The sequence below is a fragment of the Streptomyces sp. NPDC002619 genome (assembly GCF_042889305.1).
GTDB lineage: Bacteria > Actinomycetota > Actinomycetes > Streptomycetales > Streptomycetaceae > Streptomyces.
The window spans coordinates 1-24,669 of record NZ_JBIAQV010000068.1 but is presented as its reverse complement, the minus strand read 5'-3'; the positions used below and the strand labels follow the sequence as shown (position 1 = coordinate 24,669).

At 69.3% G+C, this 24,669-nt stretch carries 25 protein-coding genes and 2 pseudogenes; 21 read left to right on the top strand and 6 right to left on the bottom strand.

The window, feature by feature from the left end; translation table 11 throughout:
* Positions 1 to 195 precede the first annotated feature (195 nt).
* From ACFYXB_RS42015 to ACFYXB_RS42005, 3 genes are read left to right on the top strand one after another with little or no spacing between them, the layout of a single operon-like run.
* The gene (locus tag ACFYXB_RS42015) at positions 196 to 489 is read left to right on the top strand and encodes a transposase (RefSeq protein WP_389590469.1); all 294 of its coding nucleotides are present in this window, start codon (positions 196 to 198) and stop codon (positions 487 to 489) included.
* 20 nt (positions 490 to 509) lie between these two features.
* On the top strand, positions 510 to 797 hold the full coding sequence (locus tag ACFYXB_RS42010) for an IS3 family transposase (RefSeq protein ID WP_351366414.1): 288 nt from the start codon (positions 510 to 512) through the stop codon (positions 795 to 797).
* Positions 794 to 1,036, top strand: a complete 243-nt coding sequence (locus ACFYXB_RS42005) for a hypothetical protein (RefSeq protein WP_389590468.1) — start codon at positions 794 to 796, stop codon at positions 1,034 to 1,036. The genes ACFYXB_RS42010 and ACFYXB_RS42005 overlap by 4 nt, the downstream gene beginning before the upstream one ends.
* Before the next feature lie 40 nt (positions 1,037 to 1,076).
* Here the strand turns inward: ACFYXB_RS42005 and ACFYXB_RS42000 are convergent, their stop codons facing one another.
* Both ACFYXB_RS42000 and ACFYXB_RS41995 read right to left on the bottom strand, forming a co-directional pair.
* Complete coding sequence (locus tag ACFYXB_RS42000; RefSeq protein WP_389590467.1) at positions 1,077 to 1,481, bottom strand: helix-turn-helix domain-containing protein; 405 nt, start codon at positions 1,479 to 1,481, stop codon at positions 1,077 to 1,079.
* 171 nt (positions 1,482 to 1,652) lie between these two features.
* Complete coding sequence (locus ACFYXB_RS41995) at positions 1,653 to 1,913, bottom strand: hypothetical protein (RefSeq protein WP_389590466.1); 261 nt, start codon at positions 1,911 to 1,913, stop codon at positions 1,653 to 1,655.
* Positions 1,914 to 2,115: 202 nt separating this feature from the next.
* Between ACFYXB_RS41995 and ACFYXB_RS41990 the strand changes: the two genes are divergently transcribed.
* Entirely contained in the window at positions 2,116 to 2,430 is a 315-nt protein-coding gene (locus ACFYXB_RS41990) for a hypothetical protein (protein ID WP_389590464.1), read from the top strand.
* A gap of 73 nt (positions 2,431 to 2,503) precedes the next feature.
* Here ACFYXB_RS41990 and ACFYXB_RS41985 read toward each other — a convergent pair whose 3' ends face one another.
* On the bottom strand, positions 2,504 to 2,962 hold the full coding sequence (locus ACFYXB_RS41985; protein ID WP_389590463.1) for an SRPBCC family protein: 459 nt from the start codon (positions 2,960 to 2,962) through the stop codon (positions 2,504 to 2,506).
* A 1,094-nt stretch (positions 2,963 to 4,056) separates the two neighbouring features.
* Between ACFYXB_RS41985 and ACFYXB_RS41980 the strand changes: the two genes are divergently transcribed.
* The 4 genes and pseudogenes from ACFYXB_RS41980 (at position 4,057) to ACFYXB_RS41965 (ending at position 9,092) form a co-directional block, all read left to right on the top strand.
* Positions 4,057 to 4,581, top strand: a complete 525-nt coding sequence (locus tag ACFYXB_RS41980; RefSeq protein ID WP_351366399.1) for a PadR family transcriptional regulator — start codon at positions 4,057 to 4,059, stop codon at positions 4,579 to 4,581.
* A complete protein-coding gene (locus tag ACFYXB_RS41975; RefSeq protein WP_389590461.1) occupies positions 4,578 to 5,276 on the top strand; it encodes an ABC transporter ATP-binding protein in 699 nt (232 codons plus the stop codon). The genes ACFYXB_RS41980 and ACFYXB_RS41975 overlap by 4 nt, the downstream gene beginning before the upstream one ends.
* The gene (locus ACFYXB_RS41970) at positions 5,273 to 7,570 is read left to right on the top strand and encodes an FtsX-like permease family protein (protein WP_389590460.1); all 2,298 of its coding nucleotides are present in this window, start codon (positions 5,273 to 5,275) and stop codon (positions 7,568 to 7,570) included. The genes ACFYXB_RS41975 and ACFYXB_RS41970 overlap by 4 nt, the downstream gene beginning before the upstream one ends.
* 506 nt (positions 7,571 to 8,076) lie before the next feature.
* A pseudogene (locus ACFYXB_RS41965) lies at positions 8,077 to 9,092 on the top strand (IS630 family transposase).
* A gap of 235 nt (positions 9,093 to 9,327) precedes the next feature.
* Here the strand turns inward: ACFYXB_RS41965 and mftR are convergent.
* On the bottom strand, positions 9,328 to 9,912 hold the full coding sequence (gene mftR / locus ACFYXB_RS41960; RefSeq protein WP_389590459.1) for a mycofactocin system transcriptional regulator: 585 nt from the start codon (positions 9,910 to 9,912) through the stop codon (positions 9,328 to 9,330).
* Between the two features lie 153 nt (positions 9,913 to 10,065).
* On the opposite strand from mftR, the gene mftA reads away from it, so the two are divergent.
* From mftA to mftF, 9 genes are all read left to right on the top strand, one after another.
* Positions 10,066 to 10,197, top strand: coding sequence for a mycofactocin precursor MftA (gene mftA, locus ACFYXB_RS41955; RefSeq protein WP_389590457.1), 132 nt, complete (start codon positions 10,066 to 10,068; stop codon positions 10,195 to 10,197).
* 11 nt (positions 10,198 to 10,208) lie between these two features.
* Positions 10,209 to 10,520, top strand: coding sequence for a mycofactocin biosynthesis chaperone MftB (gene mftB, locus ACFYXB_RS41950; protein WP_389590455.1), 312 nt, complete (start codon positions 10,209 to 10,211; stop codon positions 10,518 to 10,520).
* Positions 10,517 to 11,764, top strand: coding sequence for a mycofactocin radical SAM maturase (mftC, locus tag ACFYXB_RS41945; protein WP_389590453.1), 1,248 nt, complete (start codon positions 10,517 to 10,519; stop codon positions 11,762 to 11,764). The genes mftB and mftC overlap by 4 nt, the downstream gene beginning before the upstream one ends.
* Before the next feature lie 240 nt (positions 11,765 to 12,004).
* A complete protein-coding gene (locus ACFYXB_RS41940; RefSeq protein ID WP_389590451.1) occupies positions 12,005 to 12,841 on the top strand; it encodes a mycofactocin-coupled SDR family oxidoreductase in 837 nt (278 codons plus the stop codon).
* Positions 12,842 to 12,860: 19 nt separating this feature from the next.
* Positions 12,861 to 13,805 (top strand): AAA family ATPase, encoded by a 945-nt coding sequence (locus ACFYXB_RS41935; RefSeq protein ID WP_389590450.1) that lies wholly within the window; start codon positions 12,861 to 12,863, stop codon positions 13,803 to 13,805.
* 102 nt (positions 13,806 to 13,907) lie between these two features.
* Positions 13,908 to 14,789 (top strand): VWA domain-containing protein, encoded by an 882-nt coding sequence (locus ACFYXB_RS41930; RefSeq protein WP_389590449.1) that lies wholly within the window; start codon positions 13,908 to 13,910, stop codon positions 14,787 to 14,789.
* A 52-nt stretch (positions 14,790 to 14,841) separates the two neighbouring features.
* Positions 14,842 to 16,086 (top strand): pre-mycofactocin synthase MftD, encoded by a 1,245-nt coding sequence (gene mftD, locus ACFYXB_RS41925; protein WP_389590447.1) that lies wholly within the window; start codon positions 14,842 to 14,844, stop codon positions 16,084 to 16,086.
* Between the two features lies 1 nt (position 16,087).
* Positions 16,088 to 16,846: a mycofactocin biosynthesis peptidyl-dipeptidase MftE gene (gene mftE / locus ACFYXB_RS41920; protein WP_389590446.1), complete on the top strand. Its 759-nt coding sequence runs from the start codon at positions 16,088 to 16,090 to the stop codon at positions 16,844 to 16,846.
* The gene (mftF, locus tag ACFYXB_RS41915) at positions 16,843 to 18,249 is read left to right on the top strand and encodes a mycofactocin biosynthesis glycosyltransferase MftF (RefSeq protein WP_389590444.1); all 1,407 of its coding nucleotides are present in this window, start codon (positions 16,843 to 16,845) and stop codon (positions 18,247 to 18,249) included. The genes mftE and mftF overlap by 4 nt, the downstream gene beginning before the upstream one ends.
* 18 nt (positions 18,250 to 18,267) lie before the next feature.
* Here mftF and mftG read toward each other — a convergent pair whose 3' ends face one another.
* Positions 18,268 to 19,815: a mycofactocin system GMC family oxidoreductase MftG gene (gene mftG / locus ACFYXB_RS41910; RefSeq protein WP_389590442.1), complete on the bottom strand. Its 1,548-nt coding sequence runs from the start codon at positions 19,813 to 19,815 to the stop codon at positions 18,268 to 18,270.
* A gap of 491 nt (positions 19,816 to 20,306) precedes the next feature.
* Here mftG and ACFYXB_RS41905 point away from each other — a divergent pair.
* Positions 20,307 to 20,794, top strand: a pseudogene (locus ACFYXB_RS41905) (transposase); the annotation flags it as partial.
* Here ACFYXB_RS41905 and ACFYXB_RS41900 read toward each other — a convergent pair.
* Positions 20,753 to 21,160, bottom strand: a complete 408-nt coding sequence (locus ACFYXB_RS41900) for a transposase (RefSeq protein WP_389590440.1) — start codon at positions 21,158 to 21,160, stop codon at positions 20,753 to 20,755. The pseudogene ACFYXB_RS41905 and the gene ACFYXB_RS41900 sit on opposite strands and share 42 nt — an antisense overlap.
* Before the next feature lie 284 nt (positions 21,161 to 21,444).
* Between ACFYXB_RS41900 and ACFYXB_RS41895 the strand changes: the two genes are divergently transcribed.
* From ACFYXB_RS41895 to ACFYXB_RS41885, 3 genes are all read left to right on the top strand, one after another.
* Positions 21,445 to 21,615, top strand: a complete 171-nt coding sequence (locus ACFYXB_RS41895) for a hypothetical protein (RefSeq protein ID WP_389590438.1) — start codon at positions 21,445 to 21,447, stop codon at positions 21,613 to 21,615.
* Positions 21,616 to 21,895: 280 nt separating this feature from the next.
* Positions 21,896 to 22,534, top strand: coding sequence for an HD domain-containing protein (locus ACFYXB_RS41890; protein ID WP_389590436.1), 639 nt, complete (start codon positions 21,896 to 21,898; stop codon positions 22,532 to 22,534).
* A gap of 73 nt (positions 22,535 to 22,607) precedes the next feature.
* A complete protein-coding gene (locus ACFYXB_RS41885; protein ID WP_389590435.1) occupies positions 22,608 to 24,089 on the top strand; it encodes a catalase in 1,482 nt (493 codons plus the stop codon).
* Positions 24,090 to 24,669 lie beyond the last annotated feature (580 nt).

The window sequence follows — 24,669 nt, the reverse complement described above, 5'->3', positions numbered from 1 at the left end:
CTCCAGGCCGCGGTGGCGGCCGCACCGCGCGGCGCGACCGTCGACCCGCTGGGCTTCCGGCCCACCGTCACCCTGCGCCGCCACATCGACTAGCCAGGCGCGCTCCGTACGGAGCCCCGTCGCTCCCCGGGCCCGGGCCTGCCCCCTGGGCCCGGGGACCTGCCTCCGCCCAGGTACCCGACAGGGAGGACGCCCATGCGATACCCACCCGAACTGCGCCGCAAGGCCTTGGATCTGCTGGCCGAGGGCCAGCCGGTGAGGAAGGTCGCGATCGCTCTCGGCCTCAGCGACCAAACGGTCTACCAATGGCGGCGCAAGCATCTGCCGCACCTCGGCAGAGCAGGGCGCGCAAACTCCGCGAGGGCTGAACTCGCCGCCGCGCGCAGGCGCATCGCCGAACTGGAGACCCAGCTCGCCTTCCAGCGGCGCGCGACCGAGCTGCTGCGCGATGTGGTGTCCCCAAAAGGCGCTTCGAGGCGGTACACGTGATGGCCGGCGAGGGTCTGCCCGTGCGGACCACCACGCGTGTGCTCGGCGTGACCGAGTCCGGATACTTCTCCTGGCGCGCCCGTCGACCCTCCGCCCAGTCGATCCGCCACTCCGTGCTCACCCAGCTCATCACCATGATCCACACCGCCTCGGGCGCCACCTACGGATACCGGCGCATCCACAGCGAACTCACCCGGCGATACGGCATCGCCGTCAGCCACGGGACGGTGGAACTCCTCATGCGCCGGGCCGGAATCCAGGGGCGGCGTACCGGTGACCGCCCCTTCCTACGAGGACCGGGAACATGACCTTGGAACACCCGACGCCCCCGCTGCCCATCTCCGCGCTCCTGCGCCCCCGGATGCGCCCGGGTGAGGACCTGCCGGCCACGCAAGCGCACCAGGTGATGCTGCACTGTGCCCTGGACGCGGCCTGCATCGCGGTGCGTACGACCGATGTCCAGGCCATCGCCAGGATCGCCGAGCTCGACTACCAGGTCGTGGCCGCGGTGATCATTTGGCTGCGGAGGCTGACGGACGGCCGGTGAGCGGCGGGCGTCCGTCGGCCAGAAGGAGACCGGGCTGAGGTCAGGCCGAATCGGACTCGGCCTGGGCGTCCCGGTCGGGGTTGCTTCGCAGGAGGGACTCGACGAGCGCGGTGACGTGCCGGCGATCGGCATCGGACAGCCGCTGCACGCTCGCGATGAGGGTGGCGATCTCCGGGTCGGACGCGGTGTCGGCGCCGCCGTCCTCGAAGTACAGGTGGATGCCGCACGCCTCGGCGGCCGCCCTGCGCACTGTGTCCAGAGGCAGTTCCAGCCCCCTGGCCAGGCCTTCCAGGGTGGCTTGCTGCGGCATGCGGACCAGCTGCGCGACCGTCGCCAGGTGGTGCACGGTGGAACGCGGGATGTCGCCACGCCGAGCCACGTCGCCGTAGGACCAGCCCTGCTGCTCCAGCCGACTCTTCACCAATTCCTGCAGTGCGTTGGCCACGAGATCGATTCTTCCTGCTAGTGCCGCGTCAGGCAACGTCCGCCTGGTGTGACATCGGACAGCCGGAATGATCACATGGCTGAGCGGGGAGGGGCGCCGGCAGGCTGCCTCGCAGCCGCCCACGTGCCTACGCGTAGATCATTTCGTTGAAAAAGTCTCAGTGCTCGAAGATCAGCTCCGGTAGATGGTGAGTACGGCCCCGTCCACCCAGATGCGGCGTTCCTCGAGTTTCTCTCCACAACGCAGTGCGGCCAGGCACTTGTAGAACAGATCCAGCTCGCCCGTGTTGAGCACCGCGGCGGCCAGGTTCATCAGGTCGTTCAGGCTGGAAGGGGTGAGGGTCTCGGGGAGTTCGCCGGTGAGCAGGACCACCGGCTCTCCCGTCCTGTCCCGCACGACGGCGGTCGCGAACACCCCGCGGACGACAAGCACGTGGACCCCCCTCTCTTGTGGAGGCTTCGGGCGGTTCACAGGCCCACGCGACGAGAGGATAGCCCCAATGGAACATTTTTTATGGCGATCTGACACTTCGTCATACAATGGAGGAAGGTGTCGAGATGCCTAGCGGAAACCGGTGTTCTTCGGCCAGGGCGCGGTGCTGAATGAACCGTAGCGGCAACGGGCGTTGTCAGTGGTGGCTGACAGGATCGGCGACATAACGGACATCGACGACTGGCAGTCCTTCCTGGTGCGCTGGAGCGAGGAGTGGGCGGACGCGCAGAGTTCCGACTCATCGGCGGACGAACGGCCCACGCCGGACGAAGAGCCCCAGCGTATGCGTTGGCTGGGATTCCCGCCCGCGGCCGTATACGGCCACCACGTCGCCGCGGTCCGCCTCGTCGCCGCGGTCCGCGTCCCCGATGCGGCGAGCGGGACATCCGTCGTCAGCTGCGTCGGCGTAGTAGATGCCGATCGGGAGCCGACGGCGCTCTGTGCGAAGGTGCCGTAGCTGTCGTGGGCCCGCCCGGCCAACCGAAGCGCTCGCTGTCAGCGCTCTGACGGGCGGGCCCGTCGAAGAGGCGTCAGCGTGGATCGATCGCCGCTTCGGCTGCTGCCTTGATCCGGGCGCCGAAGCCGTCGGCATCCTTGCGGGCGGCAGCGAGGGCCAGGCCGACGAGGAGTTTGCCCACGCCGTGGCCTTCCAGCACGTTGAAGATGCGCACCCGAGTCCGGCCGTCGGACAGCGCCACCAAGTCGTAGCCTCCTTCGCGTGCCATCACGCTGTTCTTCGACACCTCGGCCCACCGGATCCTCACCGGGGATTCGAGGTCAGTGATGCGGAACTCCCTGGAGGTCTTCATCCCGGCGTCCTTGACCGTGCTCCGGAAGACGGTACCCACGGCTGTCGGGGCGTCGGGAGTCCGCTCGATCCTGAGCACGCGCGGGCTGAACTGCGGATCGTTGCGACCGTCGGCGAGGTAGTCGAACACCGCCTCGACAGGCCGATCGACCTCGACCGTCGCTTCAAATTGTCCTGACATGGACACTCCTGATCGCTTGAGCCGCACACACACACAAAAAAGCGCGAGAGCCACGCCGCACATCCTGTGCTGGCGGCACCGCGACCCTACGGGACCACGAGGTATCTGGCGAGGTGAGCGGCACGACCAAGCGGGCACCGGAGCCAGCCCCCTGACGTTCAGCCCGACCGCCGCCACCGGCCACACGATCACTCGTCCGCGCTCAGTCCCGTCGGCCGACTGGCCCAACGGCTCGTGGTGCCATGACGTCCGGAGTGCCCGCTCTGCGGCAGTTCGCCCGCTGGCATTACCTGGTCGCCCTGCTCGGGGAACGCACGAACCGGGCGCACAACGCCCGCGCGGCCGAACGCGCGCCCATCCTGCGCGGCTGGCTGCAGCGTGCGCCCAGGGCCCGTGCGCACATGCCGATCGACCGACGAGCCCCACTGGAAGAGCTCGCCCGTATCGCAGAGCGGTTCCCGGTCCTACACATCACGCGCTCCACCGAAGATCGCACCATGCCCTCGGTCCGAGATGCAGTCCACCCCCACGCGGCCGGGACGCCGGAACGGTTCCTGGACACGCTTGAGCACGGACCCCGACCGCGGCCTCTCTGCAGCACTGCGCGGCCTGCGACCTGCGTGGACGAAGTCGCGGGCGCTTACGCGGACACCTGCTCCTCCAGGCGACGCAAGACCCGCTCGGCAACCACCAGTTCGTCCCGTTCCGCCCGCACCTCCTCGAGCTGCTTGATCAGTTGCTCAGCGAGCACATCCAGCTCGGCCGGCCGCGCCGCGATCCGCTCCAGCGTCCCCGCCCCTCGCCCTTCGCGGCAATTCCGTGGCGGATCGCAAGAAGCGGTCGCCGCTGAGCGCAGCGGAACCCGCAAACCGCCCCGGACCGGAACGTCAGACGATCTACGCCGCAGACACCCGTCCACAACCAGCGCGAGTTCCCGATCGCCCGCTCACACGAGCCCCACGACCAGCAGCTTGTCCTCCAAGGAGTGGCCCACACCGCTGGCCGACCGTCGCTGTCTTCGCGCAATCCCAGCCAATCGGGCCAAGCCGGCCGCCTGTTGACGTCGACTAGATACCGAGTGTAGACACTGAGGTATGACCGTTCCTCTGACACTCCTCGGACTCCTCGAACGGGAGTCGAGCCACGGCTACGACCTCAAGCGCGACTACGACACCTACTTCGGGCGGGGTAAGCCGCTGCCCGCCGGGCAGGTCTACTCGACCCTGGGCCGCCTCGCCCGCGACGGAAAGGTCGAGGCCGGCGAGACCGAGCCCGGGGCGGGGCCGGACCGCAAGCGCTACGTGATCACCGAGCTGGGGGTCACACAGGTCGAGACCTGGCTGACCGAGCCGGTCGCGGGCGAACCGCACCTGCAGACAGTGCTGTTCACCAAGGTCGTACTGGCGCTGTTGCTGGAGCGCGACCCCCGCACCTACCTCGACATCCAGCGCGCCGCCCACATGGAGCGGATGCGGGAGCTGACCGAACTACGCAGGACCGGCAGCACGATCGACTCGCTGCTCGCCGACCACGGCGTGTTCCACCTGGAGGCCGATCTGCGGTGGATCGACCTGACCGTGGCACGGCTCGCCGCCCTGACAGCGGAGGTGCGGTCATGAGTTCGGACGAAGGCTTCCTCGTAGAAGCGCGGGACGCCGTCCTGTCGTTCGGGCAGACGCCCGCGCTGCAGGGCGCGAACCTCTCCGCCCGCGCCGGCGAGATCCTCGCCGTCACCGGCCCGAGCGGCTCCGGCAAGTCCACACTGCTGCACTGCCTGGCCGGGATCCTCGTACCCGACTCCGGCGAGATCTGGTTCGGCGGCCGCCGTATCGACACCCTGAGCGAGCCCGAGCGCAGCGCGCTGCGCCGGGACCGCTTCGGCTTCGTCTTCCAGTTCGGCCAGCTCGTCCCCGAGCTGACCGCCGAGGAGAACGTCGCCCTGCCGTTGCTGCTCGCCAAGTCCCGCAGGACGAGCGCGCTGGCCGAGGCCAGGTCGTGGTTCGGACGCCTCGGCCTGGACGGTCTCGAGGGGCGCAGATCCGGCGAGCTCTCGGGCGGACAGGCACAGCGTGTCGCCCTGGCCCGCGCCCTGGTCTCCCGGCCCAAGGTGCTGTTCGCCGACGAGCCGACCGGGTCGCTCGACTCGCTCACCGGCGAGCACGTAATGGACCTCCTGGCCGCCTCCGTACGCGAGGAGGGCACCACCGTCGTCCTCGTCACCCACGAGCCGCGGGTGGCCGCCTACGCGAGGCGCGAAGTCATCGTCCGCGACGGCAAGGTGACGCCGCTGTCCGTCGAACGGCTCGCCTCGTGATCCGCCTCGGCCTGCGCCTCACCCTGAACGGCGGCAGGGAGGCCGCCACCCGCCTCGCCGTCATCGCGGCCGCCGTCGCCCTCGGCGTCGGCCTGCTGCTGAGCATCTTGGCGGCCATCAACGCCACCGCTACCCAGAACAGCCGTAACGCCTGGCTCAACACCGGCACCGGCAAGAGCGCGTCGAGCCAGTCGGCAGCAAAGGCGGACGTGGACCCGCTGTGGTGGCTGCTCAGGGCGGACCACTTCGACGGCAAGACCATCGGCCGCGTCGACGTCGCCGCCACGGGCCCGAACTCCCCGGTCCCACCGGGCCTTTCACGCCTTCCCGGACCGGGCGAGTTCTACGCCTCACCGGCCCTCAGCAAGATCCTCCACTCCACCCCGGCCGCCGAACTCGCCGACCGCTACCCCGGCCACGAGGTCGGCACCGTTGGCAAGGCGGCGCTCCCGGGCCCCGACTCCCTGGTCATCGTCATCGGCCACAGCGCCGAGCAACTTGCCAAGCAGCACGACGCCACCCGGGTCTCCTCGATCACCACCGTCACCCCCAGCAGCTGCAACGGCACGAACTGTACGGTCAGGACGGGTATCAACGACAGTGGAGTCAAGCTCGTCCTCTCCGTCGTGGGTACTGCCCTGATCTTCCCGGTGCTCGTCCTCATCGGCACGGCCACCCGGCTGGCAGCCGCCCGCCGTGAGCAGCGCTTCGCCGCGATGCGCCTGGTGGGGGCCACGCCGCGGCAGATCTCGATGATCTCGGCCGTGGAATCGACGGTTGCCGCGGTCATCGGCGTGGCCGTCGGCTTCGGCCTCTTCTACCTGTTCCGTTCGCAGCTGGCGGCGGTCAATCTCACGCAGACGCCCTACTTCGCCAGCGATCTCACGCTCCGGACCGGCGACATGCTGCTGATCGCCATCGCCGTCCCAGCGGGGGCCGCGATCTCGGCCCGGATCGCCCTGCGCCGCGTGCAAGTCTCCCCGCTCGGAGTCACCCGGCGCGTCACACCGCGCCCGCCGCGGGTCTACCGGATGATCCCGCTGGCCGTCGGTATCGCCGAACTCTCGTACAGCATCGGCCGGGTGCCCAGGAGCACCAACGGGCAGATCTTGGTCTTCGTCCCGGGAATCCTGCTGGTCCTGATCGGACTCGTCATCGCAGGACCCTGGCTTACGATGTCCGGAGCCCGCGTCCTGGCCCGGCTCACCAGCCGGCCCGCGCTGCTCGTCGCGGCTCGGCGGCTCGCGGACGACCCGAAGGCCGGCTTCCGCGCGGTCAGCGGGCTGGTCCTCGCCCTGTGCGTCACCAGCACGGCCGTCGGGATCATCGGCTCGCTGAACGCCGAGCGCGGCGTCCCGAAGGGCAGTTCGGCGGTCGCCAGCGCCCTGGTCGGCAACTACGCCCAGGGGATCAGCGATGCTTCCGGGATGGCGATCGGTAGGGTGCCCCCGCTTTCGCAGGCCGCGCTCGGCGACCTGAACTCCGTACCGGGGATCAAAGGCGTGTTGATGATCCACACGAACCCGCTCCGCACCACTGACCCAGCCTGGCTCGATGAACAAGGTCTCGGGACGCCGCCGGTAGGCGGCCTGGCCTCGTGCGCGGAGCTTGCAAAGATGCCGGCCTACAGCGCATGCGCCTCCGGAGCCGAAGCGGCGTCAGTCGCCCAGGACTACGGCCTCTTTGGCACGTACCGCTGGGAGCACTGGCCGTCGGCATGGCCCGGCGCCGCGATATCCGCCCAACGGCTGGCCCGCCTGCCGGTCCAGGAGATCGTTGTGGCCACCGACGGGTCGACGTCGGCGATCGAACGCGCACGCACCATCCTCGCGAAGACATATTCCGACCAGGACGTTCCGCAGACCGTCGGCGAGGGCCATGCCGAACGTGGCGGACAGCTCGCCGGATACCAGCAACTGGCGAACGTGGTCATCCTGGTCAGTTTCCCCATCGCCGGCTGCAGCCTCGCGGTGAGCGTCGCCGGCGGCCTGCGCGATCGCAAGCGCCCCTTCAGTCTGTTGCGGCTGACCGGCATGCAGCTCGGGGTGCTACGGCGGGTGGTATTGCTGGAGAGCGCGGTCCCGCTGCTGGTGGTGGCGGTGGTGGCGATCGGGGTGGGCTTCCTGGCTGCCCAGCTCTTCGTTCAGGCACAGTTCGAGTACTCGATCCGGCCGCCGGGGAGCCAGTACTACGCGATCGTGATCACCGGGCTCGTCGCCTCGCTGGGGGTCATCGCGTCCACCATGCCGCTGCTCAGGCGGATGACGGGGCCCGAGACGGCACGCAACGAGTAGCAGGTACGACGGACGGCTCGGACCGGCTGACTTCAGCCGGTCCGAGCCGTCCGTCGTTCAGGGCCGCGGGATCGCGAGCTCGTACTCGAGCACGGCGGGGTCCGAGGGCAACGGCGTCATAACCCCACACGGCCTGCACCTCATGCGCCGCCGCTCACGCATCGTTCACGCAACAGCCTGCAGGCCAGCTGCGGAATCGGTCTTCGCGAAATACGTGCAGGTCAGACCGGGCGATGTCCGCTTCCGATCAGGCAGTGAACCAAGTGACGGGCAGCGGACACCGACTCCAAAGGCCGGCGTCCGGTGCGCCTGCGGTCGGCTAATGCTGTGACCGCGTAGGTTCGCCGGGTTGGTGGTCGTGGCGGTTGGATATGCGGTGACGTTCGTTCCGACCGGTGGAGGCGCGGTGGCTGAGCCTGTGTGCGCAGACTGACCGACCAGGAGGGCAGAAGCTGCAGCAGATCGTGCGCCGGGGCAGCACCAGTTCGGTGCGCTACCGGCGCGCGATGATGCTGCTGGCCTCGGCCGGCGGGAACCGCGTTCCGGTGATCGCCCAACTGGTGCAGGCAGATGAGGACACCGTGCGCGATGGGATCCACCGCTTCAACGAGATCGGCCTGGCCTGCCTGGACCCTCAGTGGGCGGGAGGCCGTCCTCGCCGACTCAGCCCTGACGACGAGGACTTCGTCGTGGCGACGGCCACCACCCGCCCGGCCAAACTCGGCCAGCCCTTCACCGCTGGTCACTGCGCAAACTCGTCGCCTACCTGCGGAAAGTCCACGGCCGGATCATCCGCATCGGCCGCGAGACCTTACGCTGCATGCTCGCCCGCCACGGCATCACCTTCCAGCGCACCAAGACCTGGAAAGAGTCCCCCGATCCAGAACGCGAGACGAAGCTGGACCGGATCGAAGAGGTCCTGGACCACTTCCCGGACCGAGCCTTCGCGTTCGACGAGTTCGGCCCGCTCGGGATCCGGCCCACCGCAGGCTCGGGCTGGGCCGAACAGGGGCGCCCCGACCGGTTGCCGGCCACCTACCACCGCACCCACGGGGTGCGTTACTTCCACGACTGCTACTCGGTCGGCGACGACACCCTGCGGGGCGTCAACCACCGCTGGAAGGGCGCCGGGAACACACCGGCCGCACTGAAGTCCATCCACGCCGCACGGCCCGACGGCGCCCCGATCTACGTGATCCTGGACAACCTGTCCGCCCACAAAGGCACCGACATCCGCCGCTGGGCCAAGAAACACAAGGTCGAACTGTGCTTCACCCCGACCTACGCGTCCTGGGCCAACCCGATCGAGGCGCACTTCGGACCGCTGAGGCAGTTCACCATCGCCAACTCGAACTATCCCAACCACACCGTGCAGACCCGGACCCTGCACGCCTACCTCCGCTGGCGCAACGCCAACGCCCGCCACCGCGACGTCCTGGCCGCCGAACGCAAGGAACGCGCCCGCATCCGCAGCGAGAAAGGCATCCGCTGGGGCGGACGCCCCCTCAAAGCCGCAGCCTGATCCCAACCCGGCGAACCTACGCGGTCACACCACTAGCCGACGCCACAGCCAAGTCGAAGCGATCATCGGCTACGAAAATCTTCTAAGGGCCAGTGACCGTACAGACCCGCTTGACCAAGTCGAATGACCACCAGGATCGAGCAGCGCCACTGGCGACGCTGCCCGCCTCACCACGCAGCGCGCGTTGCTGCCCCACTGCCCCTGTCTGTCACGACGCTGTCGCCCGGATGACTGCTCATGGCTTCGCGTGCTGGCCGGAGAAGGTGGTGCCCAGGACGTCGAAAGCTGTTCGCAGCAGGGTGGGCAGGTCGGCGCCCTCGTGCTTGAGCCACTGTTCGTACGCGGAAAGGGATGCGGCCAGCGTGGCCCAGGCGATCACTTGCGGGTGCATGTCGTCCTCGGGCACGCGGAGCCTGCGGGCGGCGTACTCGGCGATCGCCTGCCGCCAGCTGGCGTAACGCAGGGTCGAGTGCGCCACCAGGGTGGGCACGTTCAGGAGCAGGGACATCCGGAGCCGGTGGTCTTCGATCTCGCCCGGCGGGAATCGGTTGAACTCGATGACGGCCTCGCGCAGGGCGTCCACCAACGGCACCTCCTGCGGAGTGTCGTGCAGATGGCGGCGCATCCGCTCCACGAGGGCGTCGAAGTCTCCCCAGGGCAGGTCGTTCTTCGACGGGAAGTAGCGGAAGAACGTCCGGCGGCTTATGCCGCATGCGGTGGCGATGTCGTCCACCGTGGTCTCGGCGAAGCCCCGCTCGGTGAACAGCTGCAGGGCGACGTGGCTGAGCTCGGCGACGGACGTCGAGGGCTGTCGTCCCATGCGCGTGGGAATCGGGGGCTCGGGGACGCCGGCTGGGGAGCTCACAGTTTGTCCCTTCCATTTGACACCGGGTGCCATTAGTGTGGCCATGGTCGATCGGAATGCGGACGGCAGTCACCGCCCGCAGCCATCGCCCGTCAAAGGAGCCATAGTATGAACGAACTTCAGTTCAAGGAGTCTGGCGCGCCCCAGGCCGCCGAGGAGAGCGTCGCCGAAGAGTCCCTGATCGAGGCCGACGACCTCGTCGAAGAGGTCTCGATCGACGGCATGTGCGGCGTCTACTGAGCCGCGGCAGCATGACCGGCAAGGACGTCACGAACACGCCGGACCCGGTGGGCGCCATGGACCTGGACCGCCCCTGGGACCTCCATCCACAGGTCTCCGTGCGACCTGAACCGTTCGGTGCCCTGCTTTACCACTTCGGAACGCGCAAGCTCTCGTTCCTCAAGGACCGGCAACTGCTGTCGGTCGTGCAGTCCCTCGCGGACGCTCCCACGGCGCGGGCCGCCTGTTCGACGGCTGGCGTCCCCGAATCCGACGTGCCACGGTACGCCCGCGCCCTCGCGACGCTCGCCCGGTCGTCGATGGTGGTGGAAAGGACCCCATGAGCGTGATAACGGACGCTCCAACCAAGGCCCCCGGGCCGACTCGGCTGGTGGACCTGTTCGAGTACGGTCTCGACGCGCCGATCTGCCTGACCTGGGAACTCACCTACGCCTGCAACCTGTCCTGCACCCACTGCCTGTCCAGCTCCGGCCGCCGCGACCCGCGCGAGCTGACCACCGCCGAGGCCAGGGCGGTGATCGACGAACTGGAGCGCATGCAGGTCTTCTACGTCAACATCGGCGGCGGCGAGCCCACGGTCCGCCCCGACTTCTGGGAACTCGTAGACTACGCCACCGCCCACCATGTGGGGGTCAAGTTCTCCACCAACGGCGTGAAGATCACCCCGGAGGTCGCCGCCCGTCTGGCCGAGAACTCCTACGTGGACGTGCAGATCTCCCTCGACGGGGCCACCGCGGAGGTCAACGACGCGGTCCGCGGCGCTGGCTCGTACGACACCGCACTGCGCGCCATGGCGAACCTCGCGGACGCCGGTATGGAGAACTTCAAGCTGTCCGTGGTGTGCACCCGGCACAACATCCCCCAGATGGACGAGTTCAAGGCGATCGCCGACCGGTACGGAGCCCAGCTCCGGCTGACCCGGCTGCGCCCGTCCGGGCGCGGCGCCGATGTGTGGGACGAGCTGCACCCCACCAGCGACCAGCAGCGCGAGCTGTACGACTGGCTCGTCGCCCACGGCGACAGCGTGCTCACCGGGGACTCCTTCTTCCACCTGTCCGCCTACGGGCAGGCGCTGCCGGGGCTTAACCTGTGCGGCGCCGGGCGCGTGGTGTGCCTGATCGACCCGGTCGGGGACGTCTACGCCTGCCCGTTCGCGATCCACGAAGACTTCCTCGCCGGGAACATCCGGCAGCCCGGCGGCTTCACCACGGTGTGGCGGGAGTCGGAACTGTTCCGGAGCCTGCGCGAGCCCCAGTCCGGGGGTGCCTGCGCCTCCTGCCAGTTCTTCGACACCTGCAAGGGCGGGTGCATGGCGGCCAAGTTCTTCACCGGCCTGCCGCTGGACGGGCCCGACCCGGAATGCGTGCAGGGATACGGCGAGCAGCTGCTCTCAGACCGTACGCAGCACACACCGCTCCCGAAGCCGTCCGTCGATCACTCCCACCGTACTTCCCCCGCCCCGCGCCGGGGACCGGTTCCGCTGCCCCTCACTCGTCGCGAGGATCTGGACCGGCCGCCGGTCAGCGACTGCGCGGAGGATCCGCTCGCCGGCTTCCGGCCGGCCTGAGCCACCGGGGCACCCACGGTTCCGGCCCCACCCGGGAGGACTTCACCGAGGCGTCGCGGTCGGTCATCGCGCTGCCCATCCAGTGGGTGGAGCCGGTCATCTCGAACGCCCTGCTCTTCCTGGCCTCGACGAGGCGCGCTGCATCACGGGCGTCGTGCTGCCGGTCGACGGCGGAAGCTTCCCCAAGAAGTGAGCTGAGCGGGAAAGCAACAGCACAACTAGCGAAAGAAGGTGCACGCAATGGGGCGTGTGGAAGGAAAGGTCGCATTCGTCACCGGGGCGGCTCGCGGTCAGGGGCGCAGCCACGCGATCCGGCTGGCTCAGGAGGGCGCGGACATCATCGCGGTCGACCTGGTGTCGCAGATCGGCTCGGTGCCGTACCCGATGGCGACACCTGAGGATCTGGCCGAGACCGTACGCGAGGTGGAGAAACTGGACCGCCGCATCGTGGCGAGCCAGGCAGATGTGCGGGACTTCGCGGCGCTGAAGAAGGCTGTGGACGACGGTGTCGCCCAGTTGGGCCGGCTCGACATCGTCTCGGCGAACGCCGGCATCTTCAGCTTCGGCAAGATGGACGAGCTGGACGAGCAGGAGTTCCAGGACGTGGTCGACGTCAACCTGACCGGCGTGTGGAAGACCGTCAAGGCGGCGATCCCGCACATCAAGGCCGGTGGCCGCGGTGGTTCGATCATCCTGACCAGCTCGGCCGCCGGGCTGATAGGGATGGAGCACATCGGGCACTACAGCGCCGCCAAGGCTGGGGTCGTCGGCCTGATGCGCACGCTCGCGGTGGAGCTCGCTCCGGACTTTATCCGCGTCAACAGCGTGCATCCCACGTCGGTCAACACCGACATGATCCAGAACGCGGCGGCCTACGAGCTGTTCGCGCCCGACATGGCCGCGAGCGAACGCACCAAGGAGAATCTCGAGCCTCGCTTCGCCAGCCTGAACGTGCTGCCGATCCCGTGGGTCGAGCCGGTCGACATCTCCAACGCGGTGCTGTGGCTCGCCTCGGACGAGTCGCGCTACGTGACCGGTGTGACGCTGCCGATCGACGCGGGCCAGACCACCAAGTGACAACAGGAGAGCGCGAAGAATGACCACACTGGGGACGGTCCGGGACACCGAGACCACAGGGTCCGGGGTCGCGGCGGCCCGAGAGCGGATCGCCTCGCGCATCGTCGGTCGTGAGCGTGAGCTAGAGCTTGCGCTCGCGACCGTGGCCGCCGGGCGGGACCTCGTCCTTGAGGGTCCGCCGGGGACCAGCAAGACCACCATGCTCAAGGCGATCACCGAGGAGTGGGACATCCCGCTGGTGTTCGTGGAGGGCAACGCCGATCTGACGCCCGCCAAGCTGGTCGGCCACCACAACCCGGCCCGGGTGCTGCGGGAGGACTACAGCGCCGACAACTTCGTGGCCGGGCCCTTGGTGCAGGCGATGCGCTCCGGCGGGTTCCTCTACATCGAGGAATTCAACCGGGCCCCTGAAGACACCCTCAATACACTGCTGTCGGCGATGGCGGACCGCGCGGTCGAGGTGCCGCGGGTCGGCCTGGTCACGGCCGAGCCGTCCTTCCGGGTCATCGCCTCGATGAACCCCAGCGACGACATCGGCACCACCCGGCTGTCGGCCGGCGTCAGCGACCGCCTCAACCGGATCGTTGTCGGCTACCAGGACGCCGTCGCCGAAGAGGGCATTGTCGCCCTGCGCACCGGACTGACCGGCCCGATCGCCGACCGGATCATCCCGGATGCGGTGGCGGTGACCCGGGCCACCCGTGCCCATCCGGACCTGCGGCAGGGCAGCAGCGTCCGGGGCGCGATCGACTGCGCCCTGGTCGCCGACGGACTGATCCGGATGCGCAGCCTGACCGGGCCCAACGACGAGCGCTACCCGGAGACCTTCTACGACGCGATGACCGTCTCGCTGTCCGGCCGCATCCGGCTGGACGACGTGGCGGAGACCACACCGGAACGCGTACTGCGGGAGATCTGGGAGGACCGTTTCATCCTGGACCCGGCCCGGGCCGAACCCGGCTGAAGAGCAGTGGCGGCGGACTCGCCGGCACGGCGCGAGTCGGAATCCGCCACGCAGACCCGACGACCGCTGCGGCGTGTCCCCAAGCAACTCGACGAGGATCCCATGGTGTTCGAAGCCATGTCAGGCGCCGGCGGGACGGTGCTACGCGCCCGGTCGCGTGGCGCCGGTGCGGCACGCCGCCGTCCCACCGGCTCGGCGCCCGACTTCACCGACGAGCAGGGAGAACTGCTCACCGGCATTGAGGACGCCGAGCCGGTGGACCCCGCGGTCCGCGCCCGGGCCCGGGAGATCGCCGCGCGGTTGTCGCTGCCCAAGCCCAAGCGGGCACGTGCCGCACGCCGCGCAGCCGCGGGCCGACTGGCCAGCCTCCCCTACCGGGAGCGCGGCGCCGATATTGACCTGGACCGGACGCTCGAGCAGCTCGCCGAACGGCCGGTGGCCGACGACGAGGACATCTTCGTCTTCGAACGGGTCCGGTCGCCACGGTCGGTGGTGCTCGCGGTGGACCTGTCCGGATCGATGAAGGGCGAGCGGGTCCGTACCGCCGCGGCGACCGTGGGTGCGCTCGCGGCGGAGCTGGTGTCCGAGTCTCTGGCTGTCATCGCGTTCTGGTCGGATGCCGCGGTCCTGCTGGACCTGGGCGAGCCGGTCCGGCCGATGGAACTGCTGGACGCGATGCTCCGCATCCCGGCGAGAGGCCTCACCAACGTGGCCTTTCCACTGCAACTCGCCGCCACCCGGCTGGCCTCGGTGCCGCAGCGCGACGCGCGGGCGCTGTTGCTGTCGGACTGCGTCCACAATGCCGGACCCGATCCCCGGCCGATGGCGGCCGGGCTGCCGCGGCTCGACGTACTGCTCGACATGAGCGGGGAGAAGGACGTCGAGCTGGGCATCGAAATGGCCCGGCTCGGACACGGCACGTTCCATCGCATCCGCACCTACCACGACATCGCGCCAGCGCTCAGAGAGGTCTTCAGCACGTGAAGCCCACGACACTGGTCGACTTTCAGTCGAACCCCCATAAGAGGAACACGCAATGAGCAGGAATCCCTGGTTCGAGACCGTTGCCGAAGCGCAGCGCCGGGCAAAGAAGCAACTACCCAGTTCCGTCTATGCAGCCTTGATCGCGGGCTCGGAACGCGGCCGAACCATCGATGACAACATCGAGGCGTTCGCCGAACTGGGCTTCGCGCCACGGGTCGTGGGCCATCACGCCGAGCGCGACTTGTCCACGACGGTGCTGGGGATCCCGACGTCGATGCCCGTGGTGATCTCCCCCACCGGTGTGCAGGCGGTCCACCCGGACGGCGAGGTGGCCGTCGCGCGGGCTGCGGCGAATCGGGGCGTCATCATGGGGCTCAGCTCCTTCGCCAGCAAGCCAGTCGAGGAAGTCGCCAAGGCGAACGAGAACACGTTCTTCCAGATGTATTGGAGCGGCACCCGTGAGTCCATGGTGCAGCGGATGGAGCGGGCCAAGGCCGCTGGCGCGAAGGCGCTGATCGCCACGCTGGACTGGTCGTTTTCCAACGGACGGGACTGGGGCAGCCCGGCCATCCCGGAGAAGCTGGACCTGAAGACGATGGTGCGGTTCGCCCCGAATGTGGCGCCGCACCCGGCCTGGCTGCTGAGGTTCGCGAAGTCCCGCAAGCTGCCCGACCTCACCGCGCCCAATCTCCAGCCGCCCGGCGGCAAGGCGCCCACCTTCTTCGGTGCCTACTACGAGTGGATGCAGACGACGCCTCCCACCTGGGACGACGTGAAGTGGCTGCGCGAGGAGTGGGGCGGTCCGTTCCTGCTCAAGGGCGTGTCCCGGGTGGACGATGCCAAGCGCGCGGTGGACGCGGGGGTCAGCGGAATCTCCGTCTCCAACCACGGTGGCAACAACCTGGACACCACCCCGGGCGCGATCCGGATGCTGCCCTCGATCGCGGACGCGGTGGGCGACCAGATCGAGGTCGTGCTCGACGGCGGCGTGCGGCGCGGCGGCGACGTGGCCAAGGCGCTGGCGCTCGGCGCCCGCGCGGTGCTGATCGGCCGCGCCTACTTGTGGGGTCTGGCGGCCAACGGCCAGGGCGGCGTGGAGAATGTCCTGGACATCATGCGCGGCGGTCTCGACTCGGCGGTGCTGGGCCTTGGCCACTCCTCGGTGCACGAGCTGTCCCGCGACGACCTGGTGATCCCGGACGGCTTCCCCCGGACCCTGGGCGGCGGGCTCGTCGGCACCGAGGCCCGCAAGAGCACCGGGGCGACCACCCCGCGCTCCATGGACCCGATCGGCTGACGTGCGTTCGACACCCGGGAATCTCGCGGCACCGTCCGACCTGGCGCACACCGTCTGGCCGGAGGTCTCGTCCTCGCCGCTGGTCCTCGTGCCGCTCGGCTCGACCGAGCAGCACGGGCCGCATCTGCCGCTCGGCACGGACGCCGTGGTCGCGCGGGCGGTCGCCGAGCGGGTCGCGGCCGGAGCGCCCGCCGAGTGGCACACGCTGGTGGCGCCGACGATGGCCTACGGTTCGAGCGGCGAGCACGCGGGCTTCGCCGGCACCGTCTCGATCGGCCGCGAGGCCCTGCTGGCGGTGCTCGTGGAGGCGGTGCGGTCGCTGGCGATGTGGGCCGGGCGGATCGTGTTCGTCAACGGGCACGGCGGCAATGTGGCGACGCTCGGCGCGGCGGTCGGTCAACTCCGCGCCGAGGGCCACCGCGTCGCCTGGGTGCCGTGCGTGGCGCCCGGCGCGGATCCGCACGCCGGGCGATGGGAGACCTCGGTCATGCTTCACCTGGCCCCCGAGGACGTACGGACCGCCGCAGCCGTGGCCGGGGATACCCGGCCGCTCGCCGACCTCATGCCGGACCTGGTCGCGGGCGGCGTCCTGGCGGTGACGCCCTCCGGGGTTCTCGGCGACCCGGCCGGTGCGTCGGCCGAAGAGGGAGAGAAGGCAATGGAGTTCATGGTCGCCACCGTCACCCGGCTGATCGCCGCGGACACCGTGGACGCCCGCGGACGGCTGGTCGATCCGGCGGACGGGACGGTGGCCGAGTGACGCTGCCCGGCGGCTTCGTCGTCGCGCTGAACCGCCACACCCGCGTCATCGACGGTGGCCGAGCCCTGCTCGGCGGATTCCCTACCCGGCTGGTCCGGTTGACCGCACGCGCCCGTCCGCTGCTGGCCGACCGGACGGTGCGCGTCCAGGACGCGGCCGCGGCTGTCCTGGCCGACCGGCTGCTGGAGAACGGCATGGCCTTCCCGATCGTGCGGGAACTGCCGCCGAACCCAGACCCGCGGTACACCTTCGTCATCCCGGTGTACGACCGCGCGCGGCAGCTCGACCGCCTGCTCACCAGCATCGGCCCTGGCCAGCGCGTGATCGTGGTCGACGACGGGTCGAGTCGGCCCGAGGAGATCAGGGAAGTCGCGGAGAAGCACGGCGCCGAGCTGGTCGTGTTGCCGCAGAACGCGGGCCCGGCCGCGGCCCGCAACGCCGGACTGCGGCTGGTCCGCACCCCGTACGTCGTCTTCGCGGACTCCGACATCGTCCTGCCCCCGGACACGGTCCCCGTCCTGCTCAGGCACTTCACCGACCCCCGGGTCGGCATGGCCGTCCCGCGCATCACCGGGCTGCCGACTGCCGCGGCCTCTGGCTGGATCGGACGGTACGAGGCCGCCCGCTCCTCGCTCGACCTCGGCAGGGAACCCGCCGCCGTACGCCCCGGAACCCCCGTCTCCTGGGCCTCCACGGCGTGCAGCGTGGCGCGGGTGGACGCCCTGGCGGAGGGCTTCGACGAGCGTATGCGGGTGGGCGAGGACGTCGACCTGTGCTGGCGGCTGATCCAGGGCGGCTGGCGCATACGGTACGAGCCGTCGGTCCGCGCCGAGCACGAGCACCGCGTACAGCTCAAGGACTGGATGCTGCGCAAGGCCGCGTACGGCACGGGCGCGCATCCGCTGGCCGAACGGCACCCGGAGCTCATCGCTCCCGCTGTCCTCGCGCCCTGGGCGGGCGCGCTGGCTCTGGTGCTGCTCGCCCAGCGCCGCTGGTCGCTGCCGGTGGCAGGCGCCGTCTGCGGAGTGACCACCGTGCGGATCGCCCGCAAGCTCAAGGGCGCGCAGCATCCCGTGCGGCTGGCCTCGCGCCTCACCGCCAACGGCGCGGTCAGTGCCCTTTCGCAATCCGGGGCGCTGCTCACCCGGCACTGGTGGCCGCTGGCCGCCCTGGGCTGCACGGTCTCCTCGCGGATGCGGCGCGCGGTGGCCGTGGCCGCGGTCGCCGACGTCACCCTGGAATACCGTCCCGGTCACGTGGGTCTCGACCCGGTGCGCTACGCCCTCGGCCGCCGCCTGGACGACCTCGCCTACGGGTCGGGTGTCTGGCTCTCCGCAGTCAGGGGCCGCTCCACGGCGGCGCTGCGCCCGCGGTTGCGGCCCCGGAACGGGTCACCGGCCTGAGTTGACGCTTGTGCGAGGTCAGGCGAGGTCGTGGCGCATCGCGTGTGCGACGACCTCGCCGATGAGCACGGCGGTCGCTGCCGGGCCGCGCAGCGGGGCGGCCGGGAGGATCGAGGTGTCCGCGACGCGGAGCCCGCGGACACCGTGCACCCTGCCGTACTGGTCGACCACGGCGTACTGGTCGTCCGGCGGCCCCATGGGCGCGCTCGCACAGGCGTGGATGGACGTGCCGAGGTGGGCGCGGATCCACCGGTCGAGTTCGGTGTCGTCCGCCGCCACCTCCGGGCCCGGGCCGGTCGGCTGGAGCGCGACGGCGCGAAATGCGCGGGAGCCGATGAGTTCCAGCGTCGTCCGCACCGCCTCGCGGGCCCGGCGCCGGTCGTCGGAGGTGCTCAGATAGCCATAGTCGATGCGCGGGGCGACGGCGGGGTCGGCGGAGACGATCTGCAGACGTCCGCTCGGCCGCGGGGACTGGACGGAGACGAGGAACGGCAGGGGGCTGCCGGGGCGGGAAGGGCGTCGTCCGGCCGTCAGGTCCGCCATGGGGGTGAGGGACTGGAGGATCTCCAGGTCGCCCGCGGGCGGGCCGCCGGTCGAGGGCAGGTTAAGGCTGCCGGCGAACCAGTTCCCTTCGGGTGCGGGCAGGTTCCGTAGTGGGGCCCACTCGATGACGGCCTGCGGGTGATCGCCGAACCGGGTACCGACCCCGGGGGCGTCCCGCACCACGGGGATGCCGAGTCGTTCGAGGTCCGCTCGTGGGCCGATACCCGAGACCATCAGCAGCTGCGGGGACGCGAAGGCCCCCGCGCAGATCACGACCTCGCCCGCGGTGACGGTCTCCCGCCGGCCGCTGCGATCGATCTCCACCCCCACCGCGCGGCCGCGCTCCACCACGATCCGCCGGACGGTGCAGTCGCCGGTGACGGTCAGGTTCGGGCGGGGGAGCGCGTCGAGAAGGTAGCTGACGGCGGTGTTCACCCGTACCCCGTCGACCGTGTTGGTCGGGACCGGGCCGAAGCCGGGCGGGGTCTGGTCGTTCTTGTCGGGCTCCTCGGGGAAACCCAGTTCGCGGGCAGCTGCCCGGAAAGCCTGAGCGGCGGGGTGGTCGAGCGCCGCCCGCCGGACCCGGACGGGCCCCGAGCCGCCGTGCAGCGCGGACGCGCCGTAGTCGAGGTCGGTCTCCAGGCGGCGCATGAACGGCAGCATCCGGTCGAAGGACCAGGCGTCGTTGCCGGCCGCCGACCAGCGGTCGAAGTCGTCACGCCGGGCCCGGACGAAGTACCCGCCGTTGACGGTCGTAGAGCCGCCCAGGAACCGGCCCCGTGCAATCGTGTAGGGCCGCTCGCGGACGAGGTGCGCCGGGTAGGACCAGACGGGCGCACGGTCCGGCCACGCACCGGGGACGAGGCGGGCATCCAGCAGCTCCGGCGGGAAGCCGGACAGCCGGCGGGGCGCGGGACCGGCCTCGATCAGGAGGATCTCCCGGTCCGGGTCCTCGCTGAGGCGCGCGGCCAGCGGGGCACCGCTCGCGCCCGCGCCGATCACGACGATGTCGGGGCGGTTCACCACCTGACATCGTTGGCGATGACTGCGCCCAGGACTTCGGCCCTGCCAGAGATGTCTGCGGGGTCGTCAAGGGCCGCCCGCTGCGGATCCGGACCGGGCACCCTCGGCTCTGCGGACCCAGCCACGGGCTGACGCCCTTCGCGTGCGGGTGGCCGAGGGAGGCCGGTCAGTGAAGTCACGTCTGTCCTTTTCCATTCGGCACCGGGTCCTATCAGTGTCCCGGGAACCAGATTAGACGTCCGTCGCACACCAACGCCTGTAGGGTGCCAAAACTCGCGCGTAGCCTCTAATGGGCCCGTCGGGCCGTGAGAGAGACTACGGTCCGTAGCCGCCAGCAGGTGAGCACTCCGAGACCTCGGGTTGCGTCCAGGGAAGTGGTGTACGGGTTCGACCTGATCCGGGGGTTTGCTCCGGCTTCTGACTGATACCTGCATAGACGAACGGCCACCGGCTGATCTTCGAGATGTCGAAGCTCGAAGGGGATCAGCATGATGACCGCACCTGACAGTCTGCCCCTTCACGCCCTCGCGGAAGACAACCTCACCGCGGCGAGTCCCGGTCTCCTGCGCGCGATGGTCAAGACGTTCGCCGTCGCGCTCATGTCCGCCGAGGCCGACGCTCTCTGCGGCGCCGAATACGGGCAGGTCAGCGACGAACGCGTCAACCACCGCAACGGCTACCGCCCGCACGAGTGGGACACGAGGGCCGGCACCGTCGAGCTGGCCATCCCCAAGCTGCGGCAGGGCAGTTACTTCCCGCACTGGCTCCTCGAACGGCGCCGCCGGGCCGAGCAGGCCCTGATCTCGGTGGTCGCCACCGCCTACCTGCTCGGCGTGAGTACTCGCCGGGTCGAGAAGCTTGCCGAGTCCCTCGGCGTGACCCAGCGAAGTCCCAGGTCAGTGCGATGGCGAAGCACCTGGACGAGCAGGTCGCCGCATTACGCAACCGGCCGCTGGACCAAGGGCCTTACGTGGTGATTGGTGGTGTGCCGGTCGAGCCTGGCCAGTAGATCGTCCAGGTCGGAGGTGGTGAACTTCCACTGGAACGGCTGTGCTGTGGCGTTGTAGCGGTCATCGAAGGCGCGGAGCCGGTCCCTGACCTCGGTGAGGTCGGTGAAGTCGTTGGGCGAGACGACCTTGCGCTGCACGACGGAGAAGTAGATCTCCACCTGGTTCAGCCAGGAGGCGTGGACGGGAGTGTGGACCAGCACCGCGTTCGGGAAGGTGGCGGTCAGCCGGTCGGCGGCCTTCTGGCCGCGGTGGGAGGAGCCGTTGCCGACGATCCAGAACACGCGTTTGGCGCTGGCGTAGGGTTCCTGGCTCATGACCTGGGCGACCAGGTTCATGAACGGGTCGATGCCGGTGCGTGGCTCGCAGCGGCAACACCTTCGCCTGATGGACGTCGTAGGCGGCGAGGTAGGCCAGGGCGCCGCCGCGCTGGTAGTGGTGGTTGACGCGCATGGCGCGGGCCTGGCCGGGGGCGAGGGTGGGGTGGCAGCGGCAGCGGGCCTGGATGGAGGTCTTCTCGTCGGCGCTGATGACGTATTCGTCGTCGCCGAGGGGCCGGCCCTGCCAGGTGCGGGCGTACAGGTCCAGCACGCGTTCGGCCTTGGGGCGGAACTGCGGGTCGGTGATGAAGATCCAGGAACGGTGCTGCCAGGGCTTGAGCGCGTCCTCGGCCAGCCAGCGGCGCACGGTGGAAGCCGACACGAACGTGGCGATGTCCCGGTTGCTCGACATCGCCGCCGAAATGGAGAAGGCGGGCATCCTACCCACGTTCACGAGGCCCCCCGGCTATTGATGTGTGCGGCGAGAGGTGGCGAAGACCGCGGTTTGTGCGTTATCGCTCGCTTGCGCCTGCGACGGGCCGTGGCCTGATTTGGTGATCGTCATCGAGGGGTGGCACCTCGCCACCTTTCCTGCCTGTAGGGCGCAGAAAGTCACACACAGCATCTGAGAAGCGGCCGTTCACCCGGATGGATGCCGGGCGGCCGGCACGACAGGACAGGGGGCTGGTCATGGAGAAATACTTGCATGGATGCGTGGAAACGCGGGTCGGCGGCGTGTAGGAGGATTCAGCTGTGGCAGAGAAGATCGCGGGCGTTGAAATCCCCAGCAGTCGGTTGGCGGCGGAGGCCACGGAACTGGTTCGCGAAGCTGCGTCACCGCTGCTGTTCGACCACTCGCGCAGAGTTTACCTGTTCGGGATGTTGCAAGGGCTGCGGCGGGGCCTGAAGGCGGATCCGGAACTGCTCTACGTCGGGGCGATGTTCCACGACTTGGGTCTGACCGACAGATACCGGACCGCGCATCAGCGATTTGAGATCGACAGTGCGAACGAGGCGCGTCGGTTCCTCGTCGAGCACGGGATGGGCGCGGACGACGTCCGCCGTGTGTGGACGGCTATCGCCCTGCACACAACGCCTGGTGTCCCGGAGTTCATGGAGCCCGAAATCGCCTTGGTCACTGCGGGTGTGGAGACTGACGTACTCGGGATCGGCCGTGACGATCTGGACCCCGCGGCACTCAATGCCGTCACCGACGCGCACCCGCGACCTGACTTCAAGCGCCGGATTCTGGAGGCCTTCACCGACGGCTTCAAGGATCGGCCCGACACAACCTTCGGCACCGTGAACGCCGATGTGCTGGCCCACTTCGTGCCCGGCTTCCGGCGCACCGACTTCGTCGAGGTCATCTTGAACAGCTCCTGGCCGGAGTAGCCGGCAGAAACCCCGCATGCACGGCCGAGTGCCGCAGTCACCCCCGGGGGGCCAACGAGCGAAGGATGTAGAAGTGAGCGAACAGCCACCCGATACGACCACGGATGCGGGTTGTCCCGTCGCCAGCGATGAGTTCGCCCTCACGGTCGGGCCCAACGGCCCCGTCCTGCTGCAGGACACCTACCTGATCGAAAAGCTGGCCCACTTCGTCCGCGAGCGCGTCCCCGATCGCGTATACCACGTCAAGGGTGGCGGAGCGTTCGGCTATTTCGAGTTGACCGCTGATGTCAGCGAATGGACCAAGGCCGCCTTCCTGAACGAGGTCGGCAAGCGCACCCCGGTGCTGATTCGCTTTTCGTCGGTGGCCGGCGAGGAGGGTTACCCGGACTCGGACCGCGACGTGCGCGGCTGGGCCCTGAGGTTTTACACCGAGGAGGGCAACTACGATCTCGTCGGCAACAACACGCCGGTCTTTTTCGTGCGTGACCCCATGAAGTTCCCCGACTTCATCCATTCGCAGGAGCGGATGCCCGACACCGGCCTGCGTAGCAACAACATGCAGTGGGACTTCTGGTCGCTGTCGCCGGAGTCCGCCCACCAGGTGACGGTCCTGATGAGCGACCGCGGCACGCCGCGCACCTGGCGGCACATGAACGGCTACGGCAGCGACACGTATATGTGGGAGAACGCGGCGGGTAAGAAGTTCTGGGTCAAGTACCACTTCAAGACCGAGCAGGGCATTGAGAACTTCACCGACGCCGAGGCCAAGGCGATGCGCGCCGAGGACCTCGACTGCCACCGGCGAGACTTGCGGGAGGCGATCGCCCGCCAGGATTACCCGTCCTGGCGCCTCGAAATGCAGATCATGCCCTATGAGGACGCGGCCGGCTACCGCTTCAATCCCTTCGACGTGACCAAGGTCTGGCCGCACGAAGATTATCCGCCGATCACCGTCGGGCGCCTGGTGCTCGACCGCAATCCCGAGAATTTCTTCGCCCAGATCGTGCAGGCCGGGTTCGACGTGGCGAACTTCGTCCCGGGTATCGGGCCCAGCCCGGACCGGATGGTGCTGGGTCGGATGTTCGCCTACGCGGACTCGAGTCGCTATCGCACCGGTCCGAACTATGCGCAGCTTCCGGTCAACCAGCCGCTCAACGAGGTGCACAACTACAACAAAGACGGCCCGATGCGCTACCACCACTTCGGGAGCCAGCCGGTCTACGCGCCGAACAGCTACGGCGGGCCCAAGGCCGATCCGCAGCGCTACCGCGATCCGAGCTGGTTCGTGGAAACCGCCGAGATCATGCGCACGGCCTACCAGGCGCACCGAGACGACGACGACTTCATCCAGCCCGGCACGCTCTACCGCCAGGTGATGACGCAGACAGACCGGGACCATCTGGTAGGGAACATCGTCGAGCACATGAGCCAGGGAGTGGAGCGCTTCATCCAGGAACGCGCGGTTAACGACTACTGGACGAAAGTGGACCCCGACCTCGGCGCGCGCGTCGCCCAAGCCCTGGGCCTGGGGACTTCGCAGCCGGGCAACGGGTAGCGGAGACAATCCGCCGACACCACCCAAACGCCTAGTTGTGCTCCCGACGACCACCGGCTGCTTCCCTTGGAGCCTTGCGTCCAAGGCTCCAGGTGTGCCGTTGCAAGGGGAAGCTTCGGGAGGCCCTGCCTTCATGCCCGGACCGCCGTAGATCACCCCCCGAGGGAAACCCGTTCGATCACCACGTTCCAAGATCGATTGGACCACGGCTCCTCAATCCGGGTGTGCTGTGACCCCGGACCGTCCTCGGCGGGTTCGGCATGGCCGGCCGGACCAGGGAGCGCACCCCGCCGGCCGGCCCCGCTTCCGTGACGCGGGCAGCCGGTGCGGAACTGCCGCCGTCCCGAGCCGGGCTCAGTCGCCCGCGCACGCTTCATGGGGCACTGAGACAAGGCCCCGATTCGGATCGCTCAGCCGGTCGCCTCGGCAGGGGACGACTCAGCACGGCCGCCGGTCTTCGGCCCGGGCGGTCCCTCCCCCGGTCTTGGGTGCTGCGGGTTGCCGCAGGAACAGGGTGAGCACGGCGGAGAGGAAGGCGATGCCGCCGGCCAGGTAGTACGCGCCGCTGTAGCCCCAGGCG